General features: G+C 69.5%; 16 protein-coding genes. 12 read left to right on the top strand and 4 right to left on the bottom strand.

Annotated elements, in window-relative coordinates; all coding sequences use genetic code 11:
• The first annotated feature begins 34 nt into the window (after nucleotides 1–34).
• From moxR1 to L2Z93_RS10625, 7 genes are all read left to right on the top strand, one after another.
• Nucleotides 35–1,126 (top strand): chaperone MoxR1, encoded by a 1,092-nt coding sequence (gene moxR1, locus L2Z93_RS10655; RefSeq protein ID WP_090585206.1) that lies wholly within the window; start codon nucleotides 35–37, stop codon nucleotides 1,124–1,126.
• The gene (locus tag L2Z93_RS10650; RefSeq protein WP_090585097.1) at nucleotides 1,123–2,067 is read left to right on the top strand and encodes a DUF58 domain-containing protein; all 945 of its coding nucleotides are present in this window, start codon (nucleotides 1,123–1,125) and stop codon (nucleotides 2,065–2,067) included. The genes moxR1 and L2Z93_RS10650 overlap by 4 nt, the downstream gene beginning before the upstream one ends.
• A gap of 29 nt (nucleotides 2,068–2,096) precedes the next feature.
• Nucleotides 2,097–3,104, top strand: coding sequence for a VWA domain-containing protein (locus L2Z93_RS10645; RefSeq protein WP_090585095.1), 1,008 nt, complete (start codon nucleotides 2,097–2,099; stop codon nucleotides 3,102–3,104).
• A gap of 13 nt (nucleotides 3,105–3,117) precedes the next feature.
• On the top strand, nucleotides 3,118–3,867 hold the full coding sequence (gene fabG, locus L2Z93_RS10640) for a beta-ketoacyl-ACP reductase (RefSeq protein WP_090585093.1): 750 nt from the start codon (nucleotides 3,118–3,120) through the stop codon (nucleotides 3,865–3,867).
• Nucleotides 3,868–3,883: 16 nt separating this feature from the next.
• Nucleotides 3,884–4,693 carry an NADH-dependent enoyl-ACP reductase InhA gene (gene inhA, locus L2Z93_RS10635; protein ID WP_090585091.1) on the top strand — a complete coding sequence of 270 codons (810 nt, stop codon included), beginning with the start codon at nucleotides 3,884–3,886 and terminating at the stop codon, nucleotides 4,691–4,693.
• Between the two features lie 23 nt (nucleotides 4,694–4,716).
• Nucleotides 4,717–5,760 carry a ferrochelatase gene (locus tag L2Z93_RS10630; RefSeq protein WP_090585089.1) on the top strand — a complete coding sequence of 348 codons (1,044 nt, stop codon included), beginning with the start codon at nucleotides 4,717–4,719 and terminating at the stop codon, nucleotides 5,758–5,760.
• A gap of 397 nt (nucleotides 5,761–6,157) precedes the next feature.
• Nucleotides 6,158–6,655 (top strand): DUF4262 domain-containing protein, encoded by a 498-nt coding sequence (locus L2Z93_RS10625; protein WP_090585086.1) that lies wholly within the window; start codon nucleotides 6,158–6,160, stop codon nucleotides 6,653–6,655.
• A 44-nt stretch (nucleotides 6,656–6,699) separates the two neighbouring features.
• Here the strand turns inward: L2Z93_RS10625 and L2Z93_RS10620 are convergent, their stop codons facing one another.
• The 3 genes from L2Z93_RS10620 to L2Z93_RS10610 are packed head-to-tail and all read right to left on the bottom strand — an operon-like array spanning nucleotide 6,700 to nucleotide 8,208.
• Nucleotides 6,700–7,107, bottom strand: a complete 408-nt coding sequence (locus L2Z93_RS10620) for a PIN domain-containing protein (protein WP_090585084.1) — start codon at nucleotides 7,105–7,107, stop codon at nucleotides 6,700–6,702.
• Entirely contained in the window at nucleotides 7,104–7,319 is a 216-nt protein-coding gene (locus L2Z93_RS10615) for a ribbon-helix-helix domain-containing protein (protein ID WP_090585082.1), read from the bottom strand. Before L2Z93_RS10615 ends, L2Z93_RS10620 begins: the two co-directional genes overlap by 4 nt.
• A gap of 46 nt (nucleotides 7,320–7,365) precedes the next feature.
• Nucleotides 7,366–8,208 carry an Rv1486c family protein gene (locus tag L2Z93_RS10610; RefSeq protein ID WP_090585080.1) on the bottom strand — a complete coding sequence of 281 codons (843 nt, stop codon included), beginning with the start codon at nucleotides 8,206–8,208 and terminating at the stop codon, nucleotides 7,366–7,368.
• A gap of 58 nt (nucleotides 8,209–8,266) precedes the next feature.
• Between L2Z93_RS10610 and L2Z93_RS10605 the strand changes: the two genes are divergently transcribed.
• The 3 genes from L2Z93_RS10605 to L2Z93_RS10595 are packed head-to-tail and all read left to right on the top strand — an operon-like array spanning nucleotide 8,267 to nucleotide 10,364.
• Nucleotides 8,267–8,701, top strand: a complete 435-nt coding sequence (locus L2Z93_RS10605; protein ID WP_090585079.1) for an NfeD family protein — start codon at nucleotides 8,267–8,269, stop codon at nucleotides 8,699–8,701.
• Between the two features lie 14 nt (nucleotides 8,702–8,715).
• Entirely contained in the window at nucleotides 8,716–9,960 is a 1,245-nt protein-coding gene (locus L2Z93_RS10600) for an SPFH domain-containing protein (RefSeq protein WP_090585077.1), read from the top strand.
• 38 nt (nucleotides 9,961–9,998) lie between these two features.
• The gene (locus L2Z93_RS10595) at nucleotides 9,999–10,364 is read left to right on the top strand and encodes a DoxX family protein (protein ID WP_090585074.1); all 366 of its coding nucleotides are present in this window, start codon (nucleotides 9,999–10,001) and stop codon (nucleotides 10,362–10,364) included.
• 184 nt (nucleotides 10,365–10,548) lie between these two features.
• Here the strand turns inward: L2Z93_RS10595 and L2Z93_RS10590 are convergent, their stop codons facing one another.
• Nucleotides 10,549–11,310 (bottom strand): TVP38/TMEM64 family protein, encoded by a 762-nt coding sequence (locus L2Z93_RS10590; protein ID WP_370745892.1) that lies wholly within the window; start codon nucleotides 11,308–11,310, stop codon nucleotides 10,549–10,551.
• Between the two features lie 101 nt (nucleotides 11,311–11,411).
• On the opposite strand from L2Z93_RS10590, the gene mutA reads away from it, so the two are divergent.
• Both mutA and scpA read left to right on the top strand, forming a co-directional pair.
• Complete coding sequence (gene mutA / locus L2Z93_RS10585; RefSeq protein WP_090585071.1) at nucleotides 11,412–13,298, top strand: methylmalonyl-CoA mutase small subunit; 1,887 nt, start codon at nucleotides 11,412–11,414, stop codon at nucleotides 13,296–13,298.
• Nucleotides 13,298–15,577: a methylmalonyl-CoA mutase gene (scpA, locus tag L2Z93_RS10580; RefSeq protein WP_090585202.1), complete on the top strand. Its 2,280-nt coding sequence runs from the start codon at nucleotides 13,298–13,300 to the stop codon at nucleotides 15,575–15,577. The genes mutA and scpA overlap by 1 nt, the downstream gene beginning before the upstream one ends.
• Nucleotide 15,578 lies beyond the last annotated feature (1 nt).

Here is a 15,578-nt window from a genome sequence, read left to right as displayed (position 1 = left end):
CAGGCTGTGGACCTTAGCCGTGGAGGAAGATTCGATGACGTCAGCAGGTGGGCCCAACTACACGCCGGGATCCGGCGCACATGCGGCTCCGCCCGCCAACGGGGTGTCCAGTGAGGTGGCGACCCTGGAGCGCGCGATCTTCGAGGTCAAGCGCATCATCGTCGGCCAGGACCAGCTGGTCGAGCGGATCCTGGTGGGTCTGCTCGCCAAGGGCCATGTGCTGCTCGAAGGTGTGCCGGGCGTCGCCAAGACCCTCGCCGTGGAGACCTTCGCGAAGGTCGTCGGCGGCAGCTTCAACCGCATCCAGTTCACCCCCGACCTGGTGCCCACCGACATCGTCGGCACCCGGATCTACCGGCAGGGCCGCGAGGAGTTCGACATCGAGCTCGGCCCGGTGGTCTGCAACTTCCTGCTCGCCGACGAGATCAACCGCGCCCCGGCCAAGGTCCAGTCCGCGCTGCTCGAGGTGATGGCCGAACGCAAGATCTCCATCGGCGGCAAGACCTACGAGCTGCCCAAGCCGTTCCTGGTGATGGCCACCCAGAACCCGATCGAGAACGAGGGCGTCTACCCGCTGCCGGAAGCCCAGCGCGACCGCTTCCTGTTCAAGATCAACGTCGGCTACCCCTCCCCGGAGGAGGAGCGCGAGATCATCTACCGGATGGGCGTCACCCCGCCGGAACCCAAGCAGGTGCTGGCCCCCGGCGACCTGCTGCGGCTGCAGGAACTGGCCTCCAACGTCTTCGTGCACCACGCGCTGGTCGACTACGTGGTCCGGGTGATCACCGCCACCCGCGCCCCGGAGCAGTTCGGCCTGGCCGACGTGAAGTCCTGGATCACCTTCGGCGCCTCGCCGCGCGCGTCGCTGGGCATCATCGCCGCCGCCCGCGCGCTGGCGCTGATCCGCGGCCGCGACTACGTCGTCCCGCAGGACGTCATCGAGGTGATCCCGGACGTGCTGCGGCACCGCCTGGTGCTGTCCTACGACGCCCTGGCCGATGAGATCTCGCCGGAGACGGTGATCAACCGGATCCTGCAGACCGTGGCGCTGCCGCAGGTCAACGCCGTCCAGCAGCCCCGCGGAGCGGCGCCGCAGCCGGCGGGCGCGGCGGCCGGCGGTCAGTGAGCGCGTCGGAGCCGCTGCACCCGCCGTCCTTCGGCCGCGGTGAGATCGGCGACGCGAAACTGTCCGCCGCGCTGCGGACGCTGGAGCTGACGGTCAAACGCAAGCTCGACGGCGTGCTGCACGGCAACCACCTGGGTCTGATCCCGGGCCCGGGCTCCGAGCCGGGCGAGTCCCGGATGTACCAGCCGGGCGACGACGTGCGCCGGATGGACTGGTCGGTCACCGCCCGCACCACCCACCCGCACGTGCGGCAGATGATCGCCGACCGGGAGCTGGAGACCTGGCTGGTGGTCGACATGTCGGCCAGCATGGACTTCGGCACCACCGTGTGCGAGAAGCGAGATCTGGCGGTGGCCGCGGCGGCCGCCATCACCTACCTCAACAGCGGCGGCGGCAACCGGCTGGGTGCGTTGATCACCAACGGCGCACAGACCGTCCGGGTGCCGGCCCGCTCCGGCCGCCAGCACGAGCAGTCCATGCTGCGCGCCATCGCCACCATGCCCAGCGCCCCGCCGGGAGTGCGCGGCGACCTGGCCGCCGCCATCGACGCGCTGCGCCGGCCGGAACGCCGTCGCGGCATGGCGGTGGTGATCAGCGACTTCCTCGGGCCGATCAACTGGATGCGCCCGCTGCGGGCCATCGCCGCCCGGCACGACGTGCTGGGCATCGAGATCCTCGACCCGCGTGACATCGAACTGCCCGACGTCGGCGACGTGGTGCTCCAGGACACCGAATCCGGCGTGACCCGCGAGTACCACGTCGACGCCGCGCTGCGCGACGAGTTCGCCGAGGCCGCCGCCGCGCACCGCGCGGAGGTCGCCCGCACCCTGCGCCGCTGCGACGCGCCGCTGCTGACCCTGCGCACCGACCGGGACTGGATCGCCGACATCGTGCGATTCACCTCGTCCCGTCGGCGCGGGGCGCTGGCCGGCCGGCAGTAGCGCCCGATCCACCGAGAAGGCATGAGCCAATGACACTTCCGCTGCTGGGCCCGATGTCGCTGACCGGGTTCCAACACCCCTGGTACTTCCTGTTCCTGCTGGTGGTCGCCGCCGTGGCGATCGGCTACATCTTCGTCCAGCAGGCCCGCGCCAAGCGCTACCTGCGGTTCTCCAACACCGAACTGCTGGACCGCGTCGCGCCCAACCGGCCCAACCGGTGGCGGCACCTGGCCGCGATCCTGCTGATCGTGTCGATGACGCTGCTGACCATCGCGATGGCCGCCCCGAGCAACGACGTCCGGATTCCGCGCAACCGCGCGGTGGTGATGCTGGTGATCGACGTCTCGCAGTCCATGCGGGCCACCGACGTCGAACCGTCCCGGCTGGCCGCCGCCCAGGAGGCCGCCAAGCAGTTCGCCGACGAATTGACCCCGGGCATCAACCTCGGCCTGATCGCCTACGCCGGCACCGCGACCGTGCTGGTGTCGCCGACCACCAGCCGCGACTCCACCAAGGCCGCCATCGACAAGCTGCAGCTGGCCGACCGCACCGCCACCGGCGAGTCGATCTTCACCGCGCTGCAGGCCATCGCGACCGTCGGCGCGGTCATCGGCGGTGGGGACGAGCCGCCGCCGGCCCGGATCGTGCTGATGTCCGACGGCAAGGAGACCGTGCCGAGCAACCCGGACAATCCCAAGGGCGCCTACACCGCCGCGCGGATGGCCAAGGAGCAGGGCGTGCCGATCTCCACCATCAGCTTCGGCACCAAATACGGCTTCGTCGAGATCAATGGCCAGCGCCAGCCGGTGCCGGTCGACGACGACATGCTGCGCAAGATCGCCGACCTGTCCGGCGGGAACGCCTTCACCGCCGCGACGCTGACCGAGCTCAAGCAGGTCTACTCGACGCTGCAGGAGCAGATCGGCTTCGAAATCATCCGCGGCGACGCGAGCGCTGGCTGGCTGCGACTCGGCACCCTGGTGTTGGCGCTGTCCGCGCTGGCGGCGCTGTTGATCAACCGCCGGCTGCCCGACTGATAGGTTTGCCCGCATGTCCGACGCACCCTGTTACGACGGCGCGAAGCCGCCGTTCGTCTCCCGTTCTGTTCTGGTCACCGGCGGCAACCGGGGCATCGGCCTGGCGATCGCCCGCCGGTTGCTGGGCGATGGCCACAAGGTCGCCATCACCCACCGGGGCTCGGGAAGCCCCGACGAGGGCATCTTCGCCGTGCAGTGCGACGTCACCGACTCCGCCGCCGTGGATCGCGCGTTCACCGAGATCGAGGCGCATCAGGGACCGGTCGAGGTGCTGGTGTCCAACGCCGGCATCACCGCCGACGCGTTCATGATGCGGATGACAGAGGAGAAGTTCCAGCAGGTCATCGACGCCAACCTGACCGGGGCGTTCCGGGTGGCCCAGCGCGCGACCCGGCCGATGATCAAGCAGAAGTTCGGCCGGATGATCTTCGTCGGCTCGGTGTCGGGCACCTGGGGCATCGGCAACCAGGCCAACTACGCCGCGTCCAAGGCGGGCCTGATCGGCATGTCCCGCTCCATCGCCCGCGAGCTGTCGAAGGCCAACGTCACCGCCAACGTCGTCGCCCCGGGCTTCATCGACACCGAGATGACCCGCGCGCTGGACGAGCGCGTGCAGGCCGGCGCGCTGGAGTTCATCCCGGCCAAGCGGGTCGGCACCGCCGACGAGGTCGCCGGTGTGATCAGTTTCCTGGCGTCCGAGGACGCCTGCTACGTTTCCGGCGCCGTCATCCCCGTCGACGGCGCCATGGGCATGGGCCACTAGAAAGGTTTCGCACGACATGGCAGGTTTGCTCGAAGGCAAGAAGATCCTGGTTTCCGGGATCATCACCGATTCCTCGATCGCGTTCCACATCGCGAAGGTGGCGCAGGAGGCCGGCGCGGAGCTGGTGCTGACCGGGTTCAACCGGCTCAAGCTGGTGCAGCGGATCGCCGACCGGCTGCCGGAGAAGGCCCCGCTGCTGGAGCTCGACGTCCAGAACGACGAGCACCTGGACACCCTGGCCGCCCGGATCGCCGAGGTGATCGGCGAGGGCAACAAGCTCGACGGCGTGGTGCACTCGATCGGCTTCATGCCGCAGACCGGTATGGGTATGGAGCCCTTCCTGGACGCCCCCTTCGAGGACGTCGCCAAGGGCATCCACATCTCGGCGTACTCCTACGCCTCGCTGGCCAAGGCCGTGCTGCCGATCATGGCGCCGGGCGGATCCATCGTCGGGATGGACTTCGATCCGACCCGGGCGATGCCGGCCTACAACTGGATGACGGTGGCCAAGAGCGCGCTGGAGTCGGTGAACCGGTTCGTCGCGCGGGAGGCCGGCAAGGTCGGGGTGCGCTCGAATCTCGTTGCCGCGGGCCCGATCCGGACGCTGGCCATGAGCGCCATCGTCGGCGGCGCGCTGGGCGAGGAGACCAAGGGCCAGATGCAGATGCTGGAGGAGGGCTGGGATTCCCGCTCGCCGATCGGCTGGGATATGAAGGACCCGACTCCGGTCGCCAAGACCGTCTGCGCGCTGCTGTCGGACTGGCTGCCGGCCACCACCGGCGACATCGTCTACGCCGACGGTGGAGCGCACACCCAGCTGCTGTGAGCGGCGCCGCGCACCCAGCTGCTGTGAGCGGCGTCGCCGCCTCCGGCGGCGCGTTCGACGCGCTGCTGGTGCTGTCGTTCGGTGGCCCGGAGGGCCCCGAGCAGGTGATGCCGTTCCTGCGCAACGTCACCGCGGGCCGCGGCATCCCCGACGAGCGCCTGGCCGAAGTGGCTGAGCACTACTACCACTTCGGTGGGGTGTCGCCGATCAACGGCATCAACCGGGCGCTGATCGCCGAAGTTCAGGCGCAGCTGGCGTCTGCCGGGCGTGATTTGCCGGTGTACTTCGGCAACCGGAACTGGGCGCCCTACCTGAGCGACACGCTGGCGCAGATGCGCGACGACGGCGTGCGACGCGCCGCGGTGTTCGCCACCTCCGCCTGGGGCGGCTACTCCGGCTGCACCCAGTACACCGAGGACATCACCCGCGCGCGGGCGGCTGTTGATGGCGCCCCGGAGCTGGTGAAGCTGCGCCAGTTCTTCGACCATCCGCTGTTCGTGGAATCCTTCGCCTCCGCGGTGGCCGACGCCCGGGAGTCGCTGCCTTCGGAGTTGCGCGATTCCGCGCGGCTGGTGTTCACCGCGCACTCGATCCCGCTGGCCGCCGATTCCCGGCACGGCCCGGGGCTCTACAGCCGCCAGGTGAGTTACGCCGCGCGGCTGGTCGCCGCGGCCGCCGGGTACGCCGAATACGACCAGGTGTGGCAGTCCCGCTCCGGGCCGCCGGCCGTGCCGTGGCTGGAACCCGATGTGGCTGAACATCTTTCTTCGCTTTCGGCTTCGGGTGTGCCGGCCGTGATCGTCTGCCCGATCGGCTTCGTCTGCGACCACATCGAGGTGGTGTGGGACCTGGACAACGAGCTGGCCGCCCAGGCCGCCGACGCGGGTGTCGTCATGGCCCGCACCGCCACCCCGGGCGCTTCGCCGCGCTTCGCCGCGCTGGTGCTGGACCTGCTCGACGAAGCCGAAACCGGGCGCGTCGAATCCAGGGTCGACGGCGTGGACCCGGCGCCCGGCTACGGCGTCAGCGTCAACGGCGCCCCCTGCGACCCGGGCTGCTGCGGCTAGCGCTGCTGGCCGTCGCCTGGCTCGCCTGTCGCCTGGCTCGCCTGCTTCGGCGCTCCGCCGCCTGCGTCACCCGCTTCGGCGCCCCGTCTGCGTGACCCGCTTCGCCCCGCCGCCCAGGCGCTCCGTCTGCGTGACCCGTTTCGCCCCGCCGCCCAGGCGCTCCACACGGATCCGGATGGCGAAAAAACGCCTGAAAATCGCCAAGGGGTTCCGCGCGGATCACCTTGGCGCTCGACGTGTCGGTGCTGCATTACCGACAAGCTCTTCGCGGCTCGTTCCTCGGGATTTCGACAAAGCTCTTCGCGCCTCGTTCCTCGGCGCTCGACTTTGTCGGGCCGCTCGACTTGTCGGACCCTCGGCGGACTCTGGTCTCACAACAACCAGAGGAGTCAGAATTATGTGTTGGTTATGCGATCACCCAGATGCCACTGTCGAGGACTATCTCGACATTCTGCGGGGCGAGATCGATAAGCACGGCTGGGCGGTGCAGTACGTCGAGGATCCGCGACACGCGTTCGCCTACACGGTCGGCTTGCACGCCCGCGGGCTGGCCGAACTCGTCGTCACCGGGGTCACCGCGGAGCGGGCGGTGATGCTGTTGAACGGCATCGCCGACTACTGCGTGAAGAGGGTGCAGCCCAAGCCGGGGGAGACGATGACGTTGCCCGGTGGCATCGCCGAGTTCGTTCAGGTGCGCCGGCCCGACGTGCACCTGCTGAACGCCATCCGCATTTACGGTCCGGAAGTGTGTGCGCTGCAGGTGGTTTGGGCCGACCGTCGTGGCCACTGGCCGTGGTGCCCGGACTTCGACGGCGGTCGCGGCAGCCAGCCGGTGCTCGGCGCCCGCGTGGTTCGTGGCGACAATCGCGCCACCCGCCGCCGGCGATCGGCATGACTCTCGGTGGCAGACGATGGAGGACCGGCGAGTCGGGCGCAGCATCAAGGTACGACCGTGAAGTGTCCGCCTTTCAACGGTCGGAGAACATCGAAATGGCGACGGTCTAGCGTGGCAATGGTGAGCGTCTGATGCTGATCGGCGAGTACGACGTTTGACGCGTCCGCCACGCCGATGTGCTTGTCGCGATATTTGTCGACGACTTCGGCGGCTTTGCGTAGGTCTGACGGGGTGAATTCGGCGAGTTCCCATGCGCCGCCGGACAATTCCCGAAGGACGGCCAGTTCGGCCTCGACACCGATTCGGGTGGCGACGAGGTAGTCGAGTTCGGCGACGACGTACGGTGACACCACCAGCAACTCATCGGTGTTGTCGATCGCGGCACTGGCTGCCGCGTGGTGCGGATCCCTGGAGTCGAACAAAGCCAGCAATACGCTGGTGTCGACGATCACCGCTGGCCGAAGCCGTCGAGCAGCTCGTCGACGCGCTCGGAGAGGGCTTCGTCGCTTGCGTAAAGGCCACCTCGTGGCCGCGGCCGTTCGCTGCCGACCGTTGATCGAATCGATTCACGGATAACTTCGGCTTCGGATACGCCGCGTTTCTGTGCCGCGCGCTTGACCGCGGCTTTCAGGTCGTCGGGCAGATAGATCGTGGTCTTATCCACCTACGTATGGTACCACCGGTTGTGCCATACCTAGGTGGATGGCACGCTAATCCCGCCAGGCGGAAGCCAGGATCGCACTGACTGCGGCCAACCTGGCCGCCCGAACCACCGCGGCCAGCGGCCGCAGCGCGTCCCCGGCCAACTGCACGCCCGACGGCGACGAGATCGCGATCGGGGTGACCCCCGCGCCTACGGTCACGATGGCGTCGACCTGCGCGGCGTTCTCCAGCACGCGCAGCGCCCGCTCAGGCGCATGATCAGGCGCGATGTGGTCGCTGCCCGCTTCCAGCAGTTGCTGCACCAACCCGCGCGGGTCCTCGACGTCGACGCCCGGACCGCCGGCGCGCAACCGGTCCAGCGTCTGGGCGGCCGAGCGCACCGCGTCCCGCAACTCGAGTTCGGCCTGGCCCAGGTCGTAGCTCTGCGGGGGTGGGGCGGAGTCCAACGAATACGCGGTCCACGCCAACGAGATGGGCGCTTCGTCGGCCACATCGTCGTCGTCGTAATCGAACTCGGGCACCAATCCGATCACCGGACCCTGCGCCGAAGTGATCAGCACCGCCTCGCCGGCCTCGATCGCGTCGGTGGCGAATGTCGTTCCCGGCGGTAGTCCGCGCACATCGCCGGGCACCGGCAGCACCAGCTGGAACGCCGGGACGCCGCTGCGCGGCCCGGCGGCGGTGCGCAGCGCCTGCAGCAGTGACACCGCGCCGGCGTCGTCAACGTCTGGCCACGGCAACCCGGTGGCGCCGGCGGCCGCCGACTCATAGGCGGTGACGGTGTGCCGGGGCGCCCACAACGACAGCGCGTCCAGCACGTCGTCGGGCGCGGCGCGACCGGCCAACCAGGCGTTGCCCCACAGGACCAGCGAAGCACTCGGGCACCACATGGGCCGAAGTCTAGAACTGCTGCGGCCGCAACGCGGTATCTGCAGTTAGTGTTGAGGTATGCCGATCGCAGTGATCTGGCTCGTCGCCGCATTGGCGCTGGCCGGGGCCGAGGTGCTCACCGGAGACCTGTTTCTGCTGATGCTCGCCGGTGGGGCACTGGCCGCCGCCGGAACCAGCGCGGTGCTCGACTGGCCGATCTGGGCCGACGGCCTGGTGTTCGCCGTGGTGTCGGTGCTGCTGCTGGCCACCGTGCGCCCGTCGCTGCGCCGCCGGATGGAGTCCGAACCGTGGCCGCAGACCGGGATCGAGGCGCTCGAGGGCGCCTCGGCGCTGGTGCTGGAGCAGGTCAGCCGCTCCGGCGGCCGGGTCAAGCTCGACGGTGAGATCTGGTCGGCGCGCCCACTCAACGAGTACGAGATCTACGAACCCGGCCGGCACGTCACGGTCATCTCCATCGACGGCGCCACCGCCGTCGTGGGATCCACCCGATAGGAAGGAATCCGTTCATGGACGGTGCGTTCGCCGCCCTGATCCTGCTGCTGGGGCTGATCGCCCTGGGCGTGGTCGTCGTCGCGAAGTCTGTCGCGCTCATCCCGCAGGCCGAAGCCGCGGTCATCGAGCGGCTCGGCCGCTACAGCCGCACCGTCAGCGGCCAGCTGACCCTGCTGGTGCCGTTCATCGACCGGATCCGGGCCCGAGTGGACCTGCGCGAGCGGGTGGTGTCCTTCCCGCCGCAGCCGGTGATCACCGAGGACAACCTGACCCTGAACATCGACACGGTGGTGTACTTCCAGGTCACCAACCCCCAGGCCGCGGTCTACGCGATCAGCAACTACATCGTCGGCGTCGAGCAGCTGGCCACCACCACGCTGCGCAACGTGGTCGGCGGCATGACCCTGGAGCAGACGCTGACCTCCCGCGACCAGATCAACGGCCAGCTGCGCGGCGTGCTCGACGAAGCCACCGGCAAGTGGGGCCTGCGGGTCGCGCGGGTGGAGCTGCGCTCCATCGACCCGCCGCCGTCCATCCAGGAATCGATGGAAAAGCAGATGAAGGCCGACCGCGAGAAGCGGGCGATGATCCTCACCGCCGAAGGTGTGCGGGAGTCGTCGATCAAGCAGGCCGAGGGCCAGAAGCAGTCTCAGATCCTGGCAGCCGAGGGCGCCAAGCAGTCGGCGATTCTGGCGGCCGAGGCCGAGCGGCAGTCCCGCATCCTGCGCGCCCAGGGCGAGCGCGCTGCCCAGTACCTCAAGGCCCAGGGTGAGGCGAAGGCGATCGAGAAGACCTTCAAGGCCATCAAGGCGTCCCGCCCGACGCCGGAGCTGCTGGCATACCAGTATCTGCAGACCCTGCCGGAGATGGCCAAGGGCGAAGCCAACAAGGTGTGGGTGGTGCCGAGTGACTTCGGCACCGCGCTGCAGGGCATGACCAAGCTGCTCGGCGCGCCCGGCGACGACGGCATCTACCGCTACACCCCGTCGCCGGTCGACCCGGCCGACACCGCGCCCGATGACGACGAGGATGTCGCCGACTGGTTCGAGACCCAGACCGACCCGGCGATCGCCCGCGCGGTGGCCAAAGCCGAAGCGGAGGCCCGTACTCCGTCGCCGGTGCTCGGCGCGGCGCCGCGGCCGACGCCGCCGCCGGCCTATCAGCAGCCGATCCAGATTCCGCCGTCGGGCCCGCAGTCGCCCCCGTCCGGATCGCAGTTTCCGCAGTCGCCCCCGTCCGGTCCTCGGCACGGGTCCTAGGTAAGAAAACACGGGGCCGTCACAGAAAGGAGTGCCGAATGTCGGCACTGACCTCGAACAAAACCTATGCCGCACTCGCTGGCTTCCAGGCCTTCGACGCGGTGATCTGCGCCATCCCGGCGCCGCAGATCACCAAGGCCCTCGACGCGGTGAACTGCCCGCAGGAAGTCCGCCCGGTGCTGCCGGTGGTCAAGGGACTCTCCGTGATCGGCCTGCTGGCGGTCTACCGTTTCCCGGCCCTGGCGCGGCTGACGACGTTCATGCTGACCATTTACTTCGTCCTCGCGGTCGGGTCGCACATCAAGGCCAAGGACTACAGCCCGGGCCTCGGCGCGTCATCGTCGTTGCTGGCGCTGTTCGCGGCGATGACGGCGCTGGGCCCGGAGGCCGAGGAGACTTCGTAGGGCGCGCTCGGAGTGCCCCCGTCATTCTGGGTGCGCGCAGATCGCGAAAATCGCCGCAACAGCGATCTGGGCGCACTCAGAATGAGCGAAATCTATCTGTGCGCACTCAAGACGATCAGAACGAGCCTGACCCGCACACCACGGGCCTCAGCAGCGTCAACCGGCACGGCAGCAACAGCCAAAGCTAACTCGCAGGGGCGTCGACCTCACCCGCGGCAGTCTCGTCATGTGACAATTGCGCCAGGTGGTGCCGGTGGTGCACCCGCCACTCGTAGACCAGGCCGGCGATCCCGACACTCGCCGTGCACGCCGAGACCAACAGCAGCAGCGGAGAGACGGTTCCGGTGAGGGCGTCGCCGAGCACCACCACCGCCGCAGTCCCGGGCAGCAGCCCGAACACCGTGGCCAGCGTGTAGGGGACAACCCGCACCGAGGACGCGCCCGCGGCGTAGTTGATCACCGAGAACGGCACCGCCGGGATCAGCCGCAAGGACAGCACCGCGGGCCAGCCACGCCGGCTCAGATGATTGTTGATCGAGTCCACCCGCGGGCCTTCGATCCGCCAGCCGAACGCCCGCACCAATAGCAGCGCCGCGACCGCGCTGATCGTCGCGGCGGTCACCGCCACCCCGACGCCCAGCGCGGAGCCGAACAGCAGCCCGGCCGACAGTGTGAATGCGGTGCGGGGGAACGGGAAGATGGTGACCAGCGCGTGCGTGCCGAGGAAGACCAGCGGCAACCACGGCCCGGCTGATTGCGCCCAGTCGCGGACTTGCACCGCGCTGGGCATCGGCGCCAGCAGCACCACGGCCACCAACGCCACCAGCACGATGGAGGTGAACACCACCCGGCGCGGCGGCACCCCGGAGATCACCGATCGGAGGGTGGGGATCACCGTGCGCAGCAACGCGGCGAATCGCCGCGGTGTCGTCGGTGTGCCGGTCACGACCTCCTAGCCTACGGCCGACAGGTGAACGACTGGGGTTACCGAGCGGTAGGTCACACTCACCGAACTGCCACGACAACCCATCATTTAGCCTTCATAACGTGACTTCGGTACAGCGCGACAACGACGAGCTGGAGCAGGCGCGCCAACGCTGGCGAGCCGGGGTGGCCAAGGTGCTGGCCCGAGGCTCCGGCAAGGAGCCCAGCGAGTTCGGCGCGGCCCCCGAGGAACGGTTGAACACCGCCACCTACGAGGGGGTGGCCATCCACCCGCTGTACACCGCCCTCGACGAGCGTCCCGAGCTGCCGCTGCCCGGCGCCTGGCCCTACACCCGCGGAGCCGACGCCGGCCGGGACGTGCTGGCCGGCTGGAAGGTCGCCGACGTCTACCCGGTCCCCGGGCAAGAACCCGCGGCCGCAGTCGACCTGGCCGCGGCCAATGCCACCGTGCTCGCCGAACTGGGGCTCGGGATCAGCGCCTTGGTGCTGCGCGTCGGCGACGACGGGGTGACCGGCGCCGATCTGGACCGGCTGCTGGAGGGCGTGTTCATCGAACTGGCGCCGGTGCGGCTGCAACCGGGGGAGTCCTTCGGCAGGCACTACGCCGGCGCCGCCGAGGCGCTCGCGGCGCTGGCCGCCGGCGTCCAACCCGAGTACCGGGGGAACGTGGCCATCGACCTGGGCGCCGACCCGCTGACCGCGGCGCTCACCGGCGCGCAGAGCCCCTGTTTGGACGAGGTCGTCGCGGTGGCGAGCGCGGCGCCCGACGGTGTCCGCGCGATCACCATCGACGGGGCCGGCCTGCACGACCGCGGCGCCGACGCCGGTTGGGAGCTCGCCGCCGCGATCGCCGCCGCCGTGGACACCCTGCGTGCGCTGACCGCCGCCGGGCTGTCGACCCCGGATGCGTTGGGGCAGATCAGTTTCCGCATCGCCGTCAATGACGACCAGTTCGCCGGGATCGCCAAACTGCGCGCGCTGCGCCAACTGTGGGCCCGCGTCGCCCAGGTGCTCGACGCCCCCGAAGCCGGCGCCGCCCGGATCCACGCCGTCGGCTCGCTGGCCATGATGAGCCAGCGCGACCCGTGGGTGAACATGCTGCGCTCCACCCTCGCCGGTTTCGCCGCCGGGCTCGGCGGCGCGGACACCGTGCAGCTGCGCCCGTTCGACGCCGCCATCGTCGGCGGCATGCCTGGCCAAAACCCCAGCTTCGCCCGCCGCATCGCCCGCAACACCCAGCTGCTGCTGCTGGAGGAATCGCACCTGGGCCGGGTGCTCGACCCGGCCGCGGGCTCCTGGTTCGTCGAGGAACTCACCGAACAGTTCGCCGAGGTCGCCTGGGAACGCTTCCGCGACATCGAAGACCGCGGCGGCTTCCTCGCCGCCGTCGACCACATCGCCGAGCATATCGACGCCGTCGCCGCCCGCCGCGAAGCCGATATCGCGCACCGGCGCACCTCGCTCACCGGGGTCAACGAGTTCCCCAACCTGATCGAGGCTCCGTTGCCGAACACCGGCGAGCCGCCCGGAGTGTCCCGCTACGCCGCCGGTTTCGAGGCGCTGCGCGACCGATCGGACGCGTTCCTGGCCGACCAGGGGTCGCGCCCCACCGTGCTGCTGCTGCCGCTGGGCCCGCTGTCCGAACACAACATCCGCGCCACCTTCGCGACCAATCTGCTGGCCTCCGGCGGCATCGAGGCGATCAACCTGGGTCAGGTGGAAGCCCTCGGCGTGGCCGAGGTGGTCTCGCAGGCCCGCGAGGACGGCCTGGCCGGGGACATCGCGGTCATCTGCGGCGCCGACAAGCGATACGCGGTCGAGGCCGCCGAGGTCGTCGCCGCAGCGCACGACGCCGGAATCGCCCAGGTGTTCCTGGCCGGCCCGGAGCGCGCCGTCGCCGACGCCGAGGTGAAACCCGACGGCTACCTGACCATGAAAATCGATGCGGTCGAAGCGCTTTCGGCCATGCTGACCCGATTGGGGGCGTGATGACCGAGACCTCCGCCATCGCCAACTCTGTCATCGGCAGTTTCGCCGACGTGCCGCGCCATGACCCCGTCGCCGCGCCGGACGCGCCGACCCCTGACGACGTCGCCGAACTCGTCGCCGCCGCCGCGGCGGCGGGCGGCTACAGCGCCGAGCAGCTCACCTTCGCGACCCCCGAGGGCATCGATGTCGCGCCGATCTACACCCGCGCCGACCGCGACGCCCTGGCCGCCGACGGCTACCCGGTCGACACCCTCCCGGGCGAGCCGCCCTATATCCGCGGTCCGTACCCGACGATGTACGTCAATCAGCCCTGGACCATCCGCCAGTACGCCGGCTTCTCCACCGCCGCGGAGTCCAACGCGTTCTACCGCCGCAACCTGGCCGCCGGGCAGAAGGGCCTGTCGGTGGCCTTCGACCTGGCCACCCACCGCGGGTACGACTCCGACCATCCCCGGGTCACCGGCGACGTCGGCATGGCCGGGGTGGCCATCGACTCCATCCTGGACATGCGTCAACTGTTCGACGGGATCGACCTGGGCTCGGTCAGCGTCTCGATGACCATGAACGGCGCGGTGCTGCCGATCCTCGCCCTGTACGTGGTCGCCGCCGAGGAGCAGGGGGTGCCGCCGGAGAAACTGGCCGGGACCATCCAGAACGACATCCTCAAAGAGTTCATGGTCCGCAACACCTACATCTACCCGCCGGAACCGTCGATGCGGATCATCGCCGACATCTTCTCCTACACCAGCGCCAAGATGCCGAAGTTCAACTCCATCTCCATCTCCGGCTACCACATCCAAGAGGCCGGGGCGACAGCCGATTTGGAGCTCGCCTACACCCTGGCCGACGGCGTCGAGTACATCAAGGCCGGCCTGGCTTCGGGGCTGGACATCGACAAGTTCGCGCCCCGGCTGAGCTTCTTCTGGGGCATCGGGATGAACTTCTTCATGGAGGTCGCCAAACTGCGCGCCGGCCGGCTGCTGTGGAGCGAACTCGTCTCCCAGTTCGACCCGAAGAACCCCAAATCCCTTTCGCTGCGCACCCATTCGCAGACCTCCGGCTGGTCGCTGACCGCCCAGGACGTGTTCAACAACGTCGCCCGGACCTGTGTGGAGGCGATGGCGGCGACCCAGGGCCACACCCAGTCGCTGCACACCAACGCCCTCGACGAGGCGCTGGCGCTGCCCACCGACTTCTCCGCGCGGATCGCCCGCAACACCCAGCTGCTGTTGCAGCAGGAGTCCGGAACGACCCGGCCGATCGACCCGTGGGGCGGGTCCTACTACCTGGAATGGCTGACCGCGCAACTGGTTTCGCGGTCCCGAGCGCACATCGAAGAGGTCACCGCGCACGGCGGTATGGCCGAGGCGATCGCGTTGGGCATCCCGAAGATGCGCATCGAGGAAGCGGCCGCCCGCACCCAGGCGCGTATCGACTCCGGCGCCCAGACCCTGATCGGCGTCAACAAGTACCAGCTCAACGAAGAGGAGCACATCGAGGTCCTCAAGGTCGACAACTCCAAGGTGCGTGGTGAGCAGCTGGCCAAACTCGACCGGCTGCGCGCTGAACGCGACGAGGACGCCACCCAGGCCGCGTTGGCCGAACTGACCCGCGCCGCGGCGGAGTCCGGACCGGCCGGGGAGGACGGCCTCGGCAACAACCTGCTGGCCCTGGCCATCAACGCCGCCCGCGCCAAGGCCACTGGTGGGGAGATCTCCGACGCGCTGGAGAAGGTGTTCGGGCGCTACCAGGCCGAAATCCGTACCATCTCCGGGGTGTACCGCGATGAGGCGGGCCGCGACGGCGGGGCCGACAAACTGACCGCCGTCACCGAGCTGGTCGAGCAGTTCGCCGAGGCGGACGGCCGCCGGCCGCGCATCCTGGTGGCCAAGATGGGCCAGGACGGTCACGACCGCGGCCAGAAGGTCATCGCGACGGCGTTCGCCGACCTCGGCTTCGACGTCGACGTCGGCCCGCTGTTCGCCACCCCCGATGAGGTCGCTCGGCAGGCCGCCGACAACGACGTGCACATCGTCGGGGTGTCCTCGCTGGCCGCCGGCCACCTCACCCTGGTGCCGGCGCTACGCGACGCGCTGGCCGAGGTGGGCCGCCCGGACATCATGATCGTCGTCGGCGGCGTCATCCCGCCCGGAGACTTCGACGCGCTCTACCGTGACGGGGCCACCGCCATCTTCCCGCCGGGCACGGTCATCGCCACCGCTGCCGGAGATCTGCTCCACAAACTGGCCGCCCAACTCGGCTACCAGCTGCCCGGCTGAT

The sequence above is a fragment of the Mycolicibacterium brumae genome (assembly GCF_025215495.1).
GTDB classification, from domain to species: Bacteria; Actinomycetota; Actinomycetes; order Mycobacteriales; family Mycobacteriaceae; genus Mycobacterium; species Mycobacterium brumae.
This window is presented reverse-complemented; position numbering and strand designations above follow the sequence as displayed.

What these genes read in the sequence shown, in the direction of transcription:
- moxR1 (WP_090585206.1), top strand. Translation starts at nt 35, where the DNA reads ATGACGTCAGCAGGTGGGCCCAACTACACGCCGGGATCCGGCGCACAT.
- L2Z93_RS10645 (WP_090585095.1), top strand. Translation starts at nt 2,097, where the DNA reads ATGACACTTCCGCTGCTGGGCCCGATGTCGCTGACCGGGTTCCAACAC.
- fabG (WP_090585093.1), top strand. Translation starts at nt 3,118, where the DNA reads ATGTCCGACGCACCCTGTTACGACGGCGCGAAGCCGCCGTTCGTCTCC.
- inhA (WP_090585091.1), top strand. Translation starts at nt 3,884, where the DNA reads ATGGCAGGTTTGCTCGAAGGCAAGAAGATCCTGGTTTCCGGGATCATC.
- L2Z93_RS10625 (WP_090585086.1), top strand. Translation starts at nt 6,158, where the DNA reads ATGTGTTGGTTATGCGATCACCCAGATGCCACTGTCGAGGACTATCTC.
- L2Z93_RS10610 (WP_090585080.1), bottom strand. Translation starts at nt 8,208, where the DNA reads ATGTGGTGCCCGAGTGCTTCGCTGGTCCTGTGGGGCAACGCCTGGTTG.
- L2Z93_RS10605 (WP_090585079.1), top strand. Translation starts at nt 8,267, where the DNA reads ATGCCGATCGCAGTGATCTGGCTCGTCGCCGCATTGGCGCTGGCCGGG.
- L2Z93_RS10600 (WP_090585077.1), top strand. Translation starts at nt 8,716, where the DNA reads ATGGACGGTGCGTTCGCCGCCCTGATCCTGCTGCTGGGGCTGATCGCC.
- L2Z93_RS10595 (WP_090585074.1), top strand. Translation starts at nt 9,999, where the DNA reads ATGTCGGCACTGACCTCGAACAAAACCTATGCCGCACTCGCTGGCTTC.
- scpA (WP_090585202.1), top strand. Translation starts at nt 13,298, where the DNA reads ATGACCGAGACCTCCGCCATCGCCAACTCTGTCATCGGCAGTTTCGCC.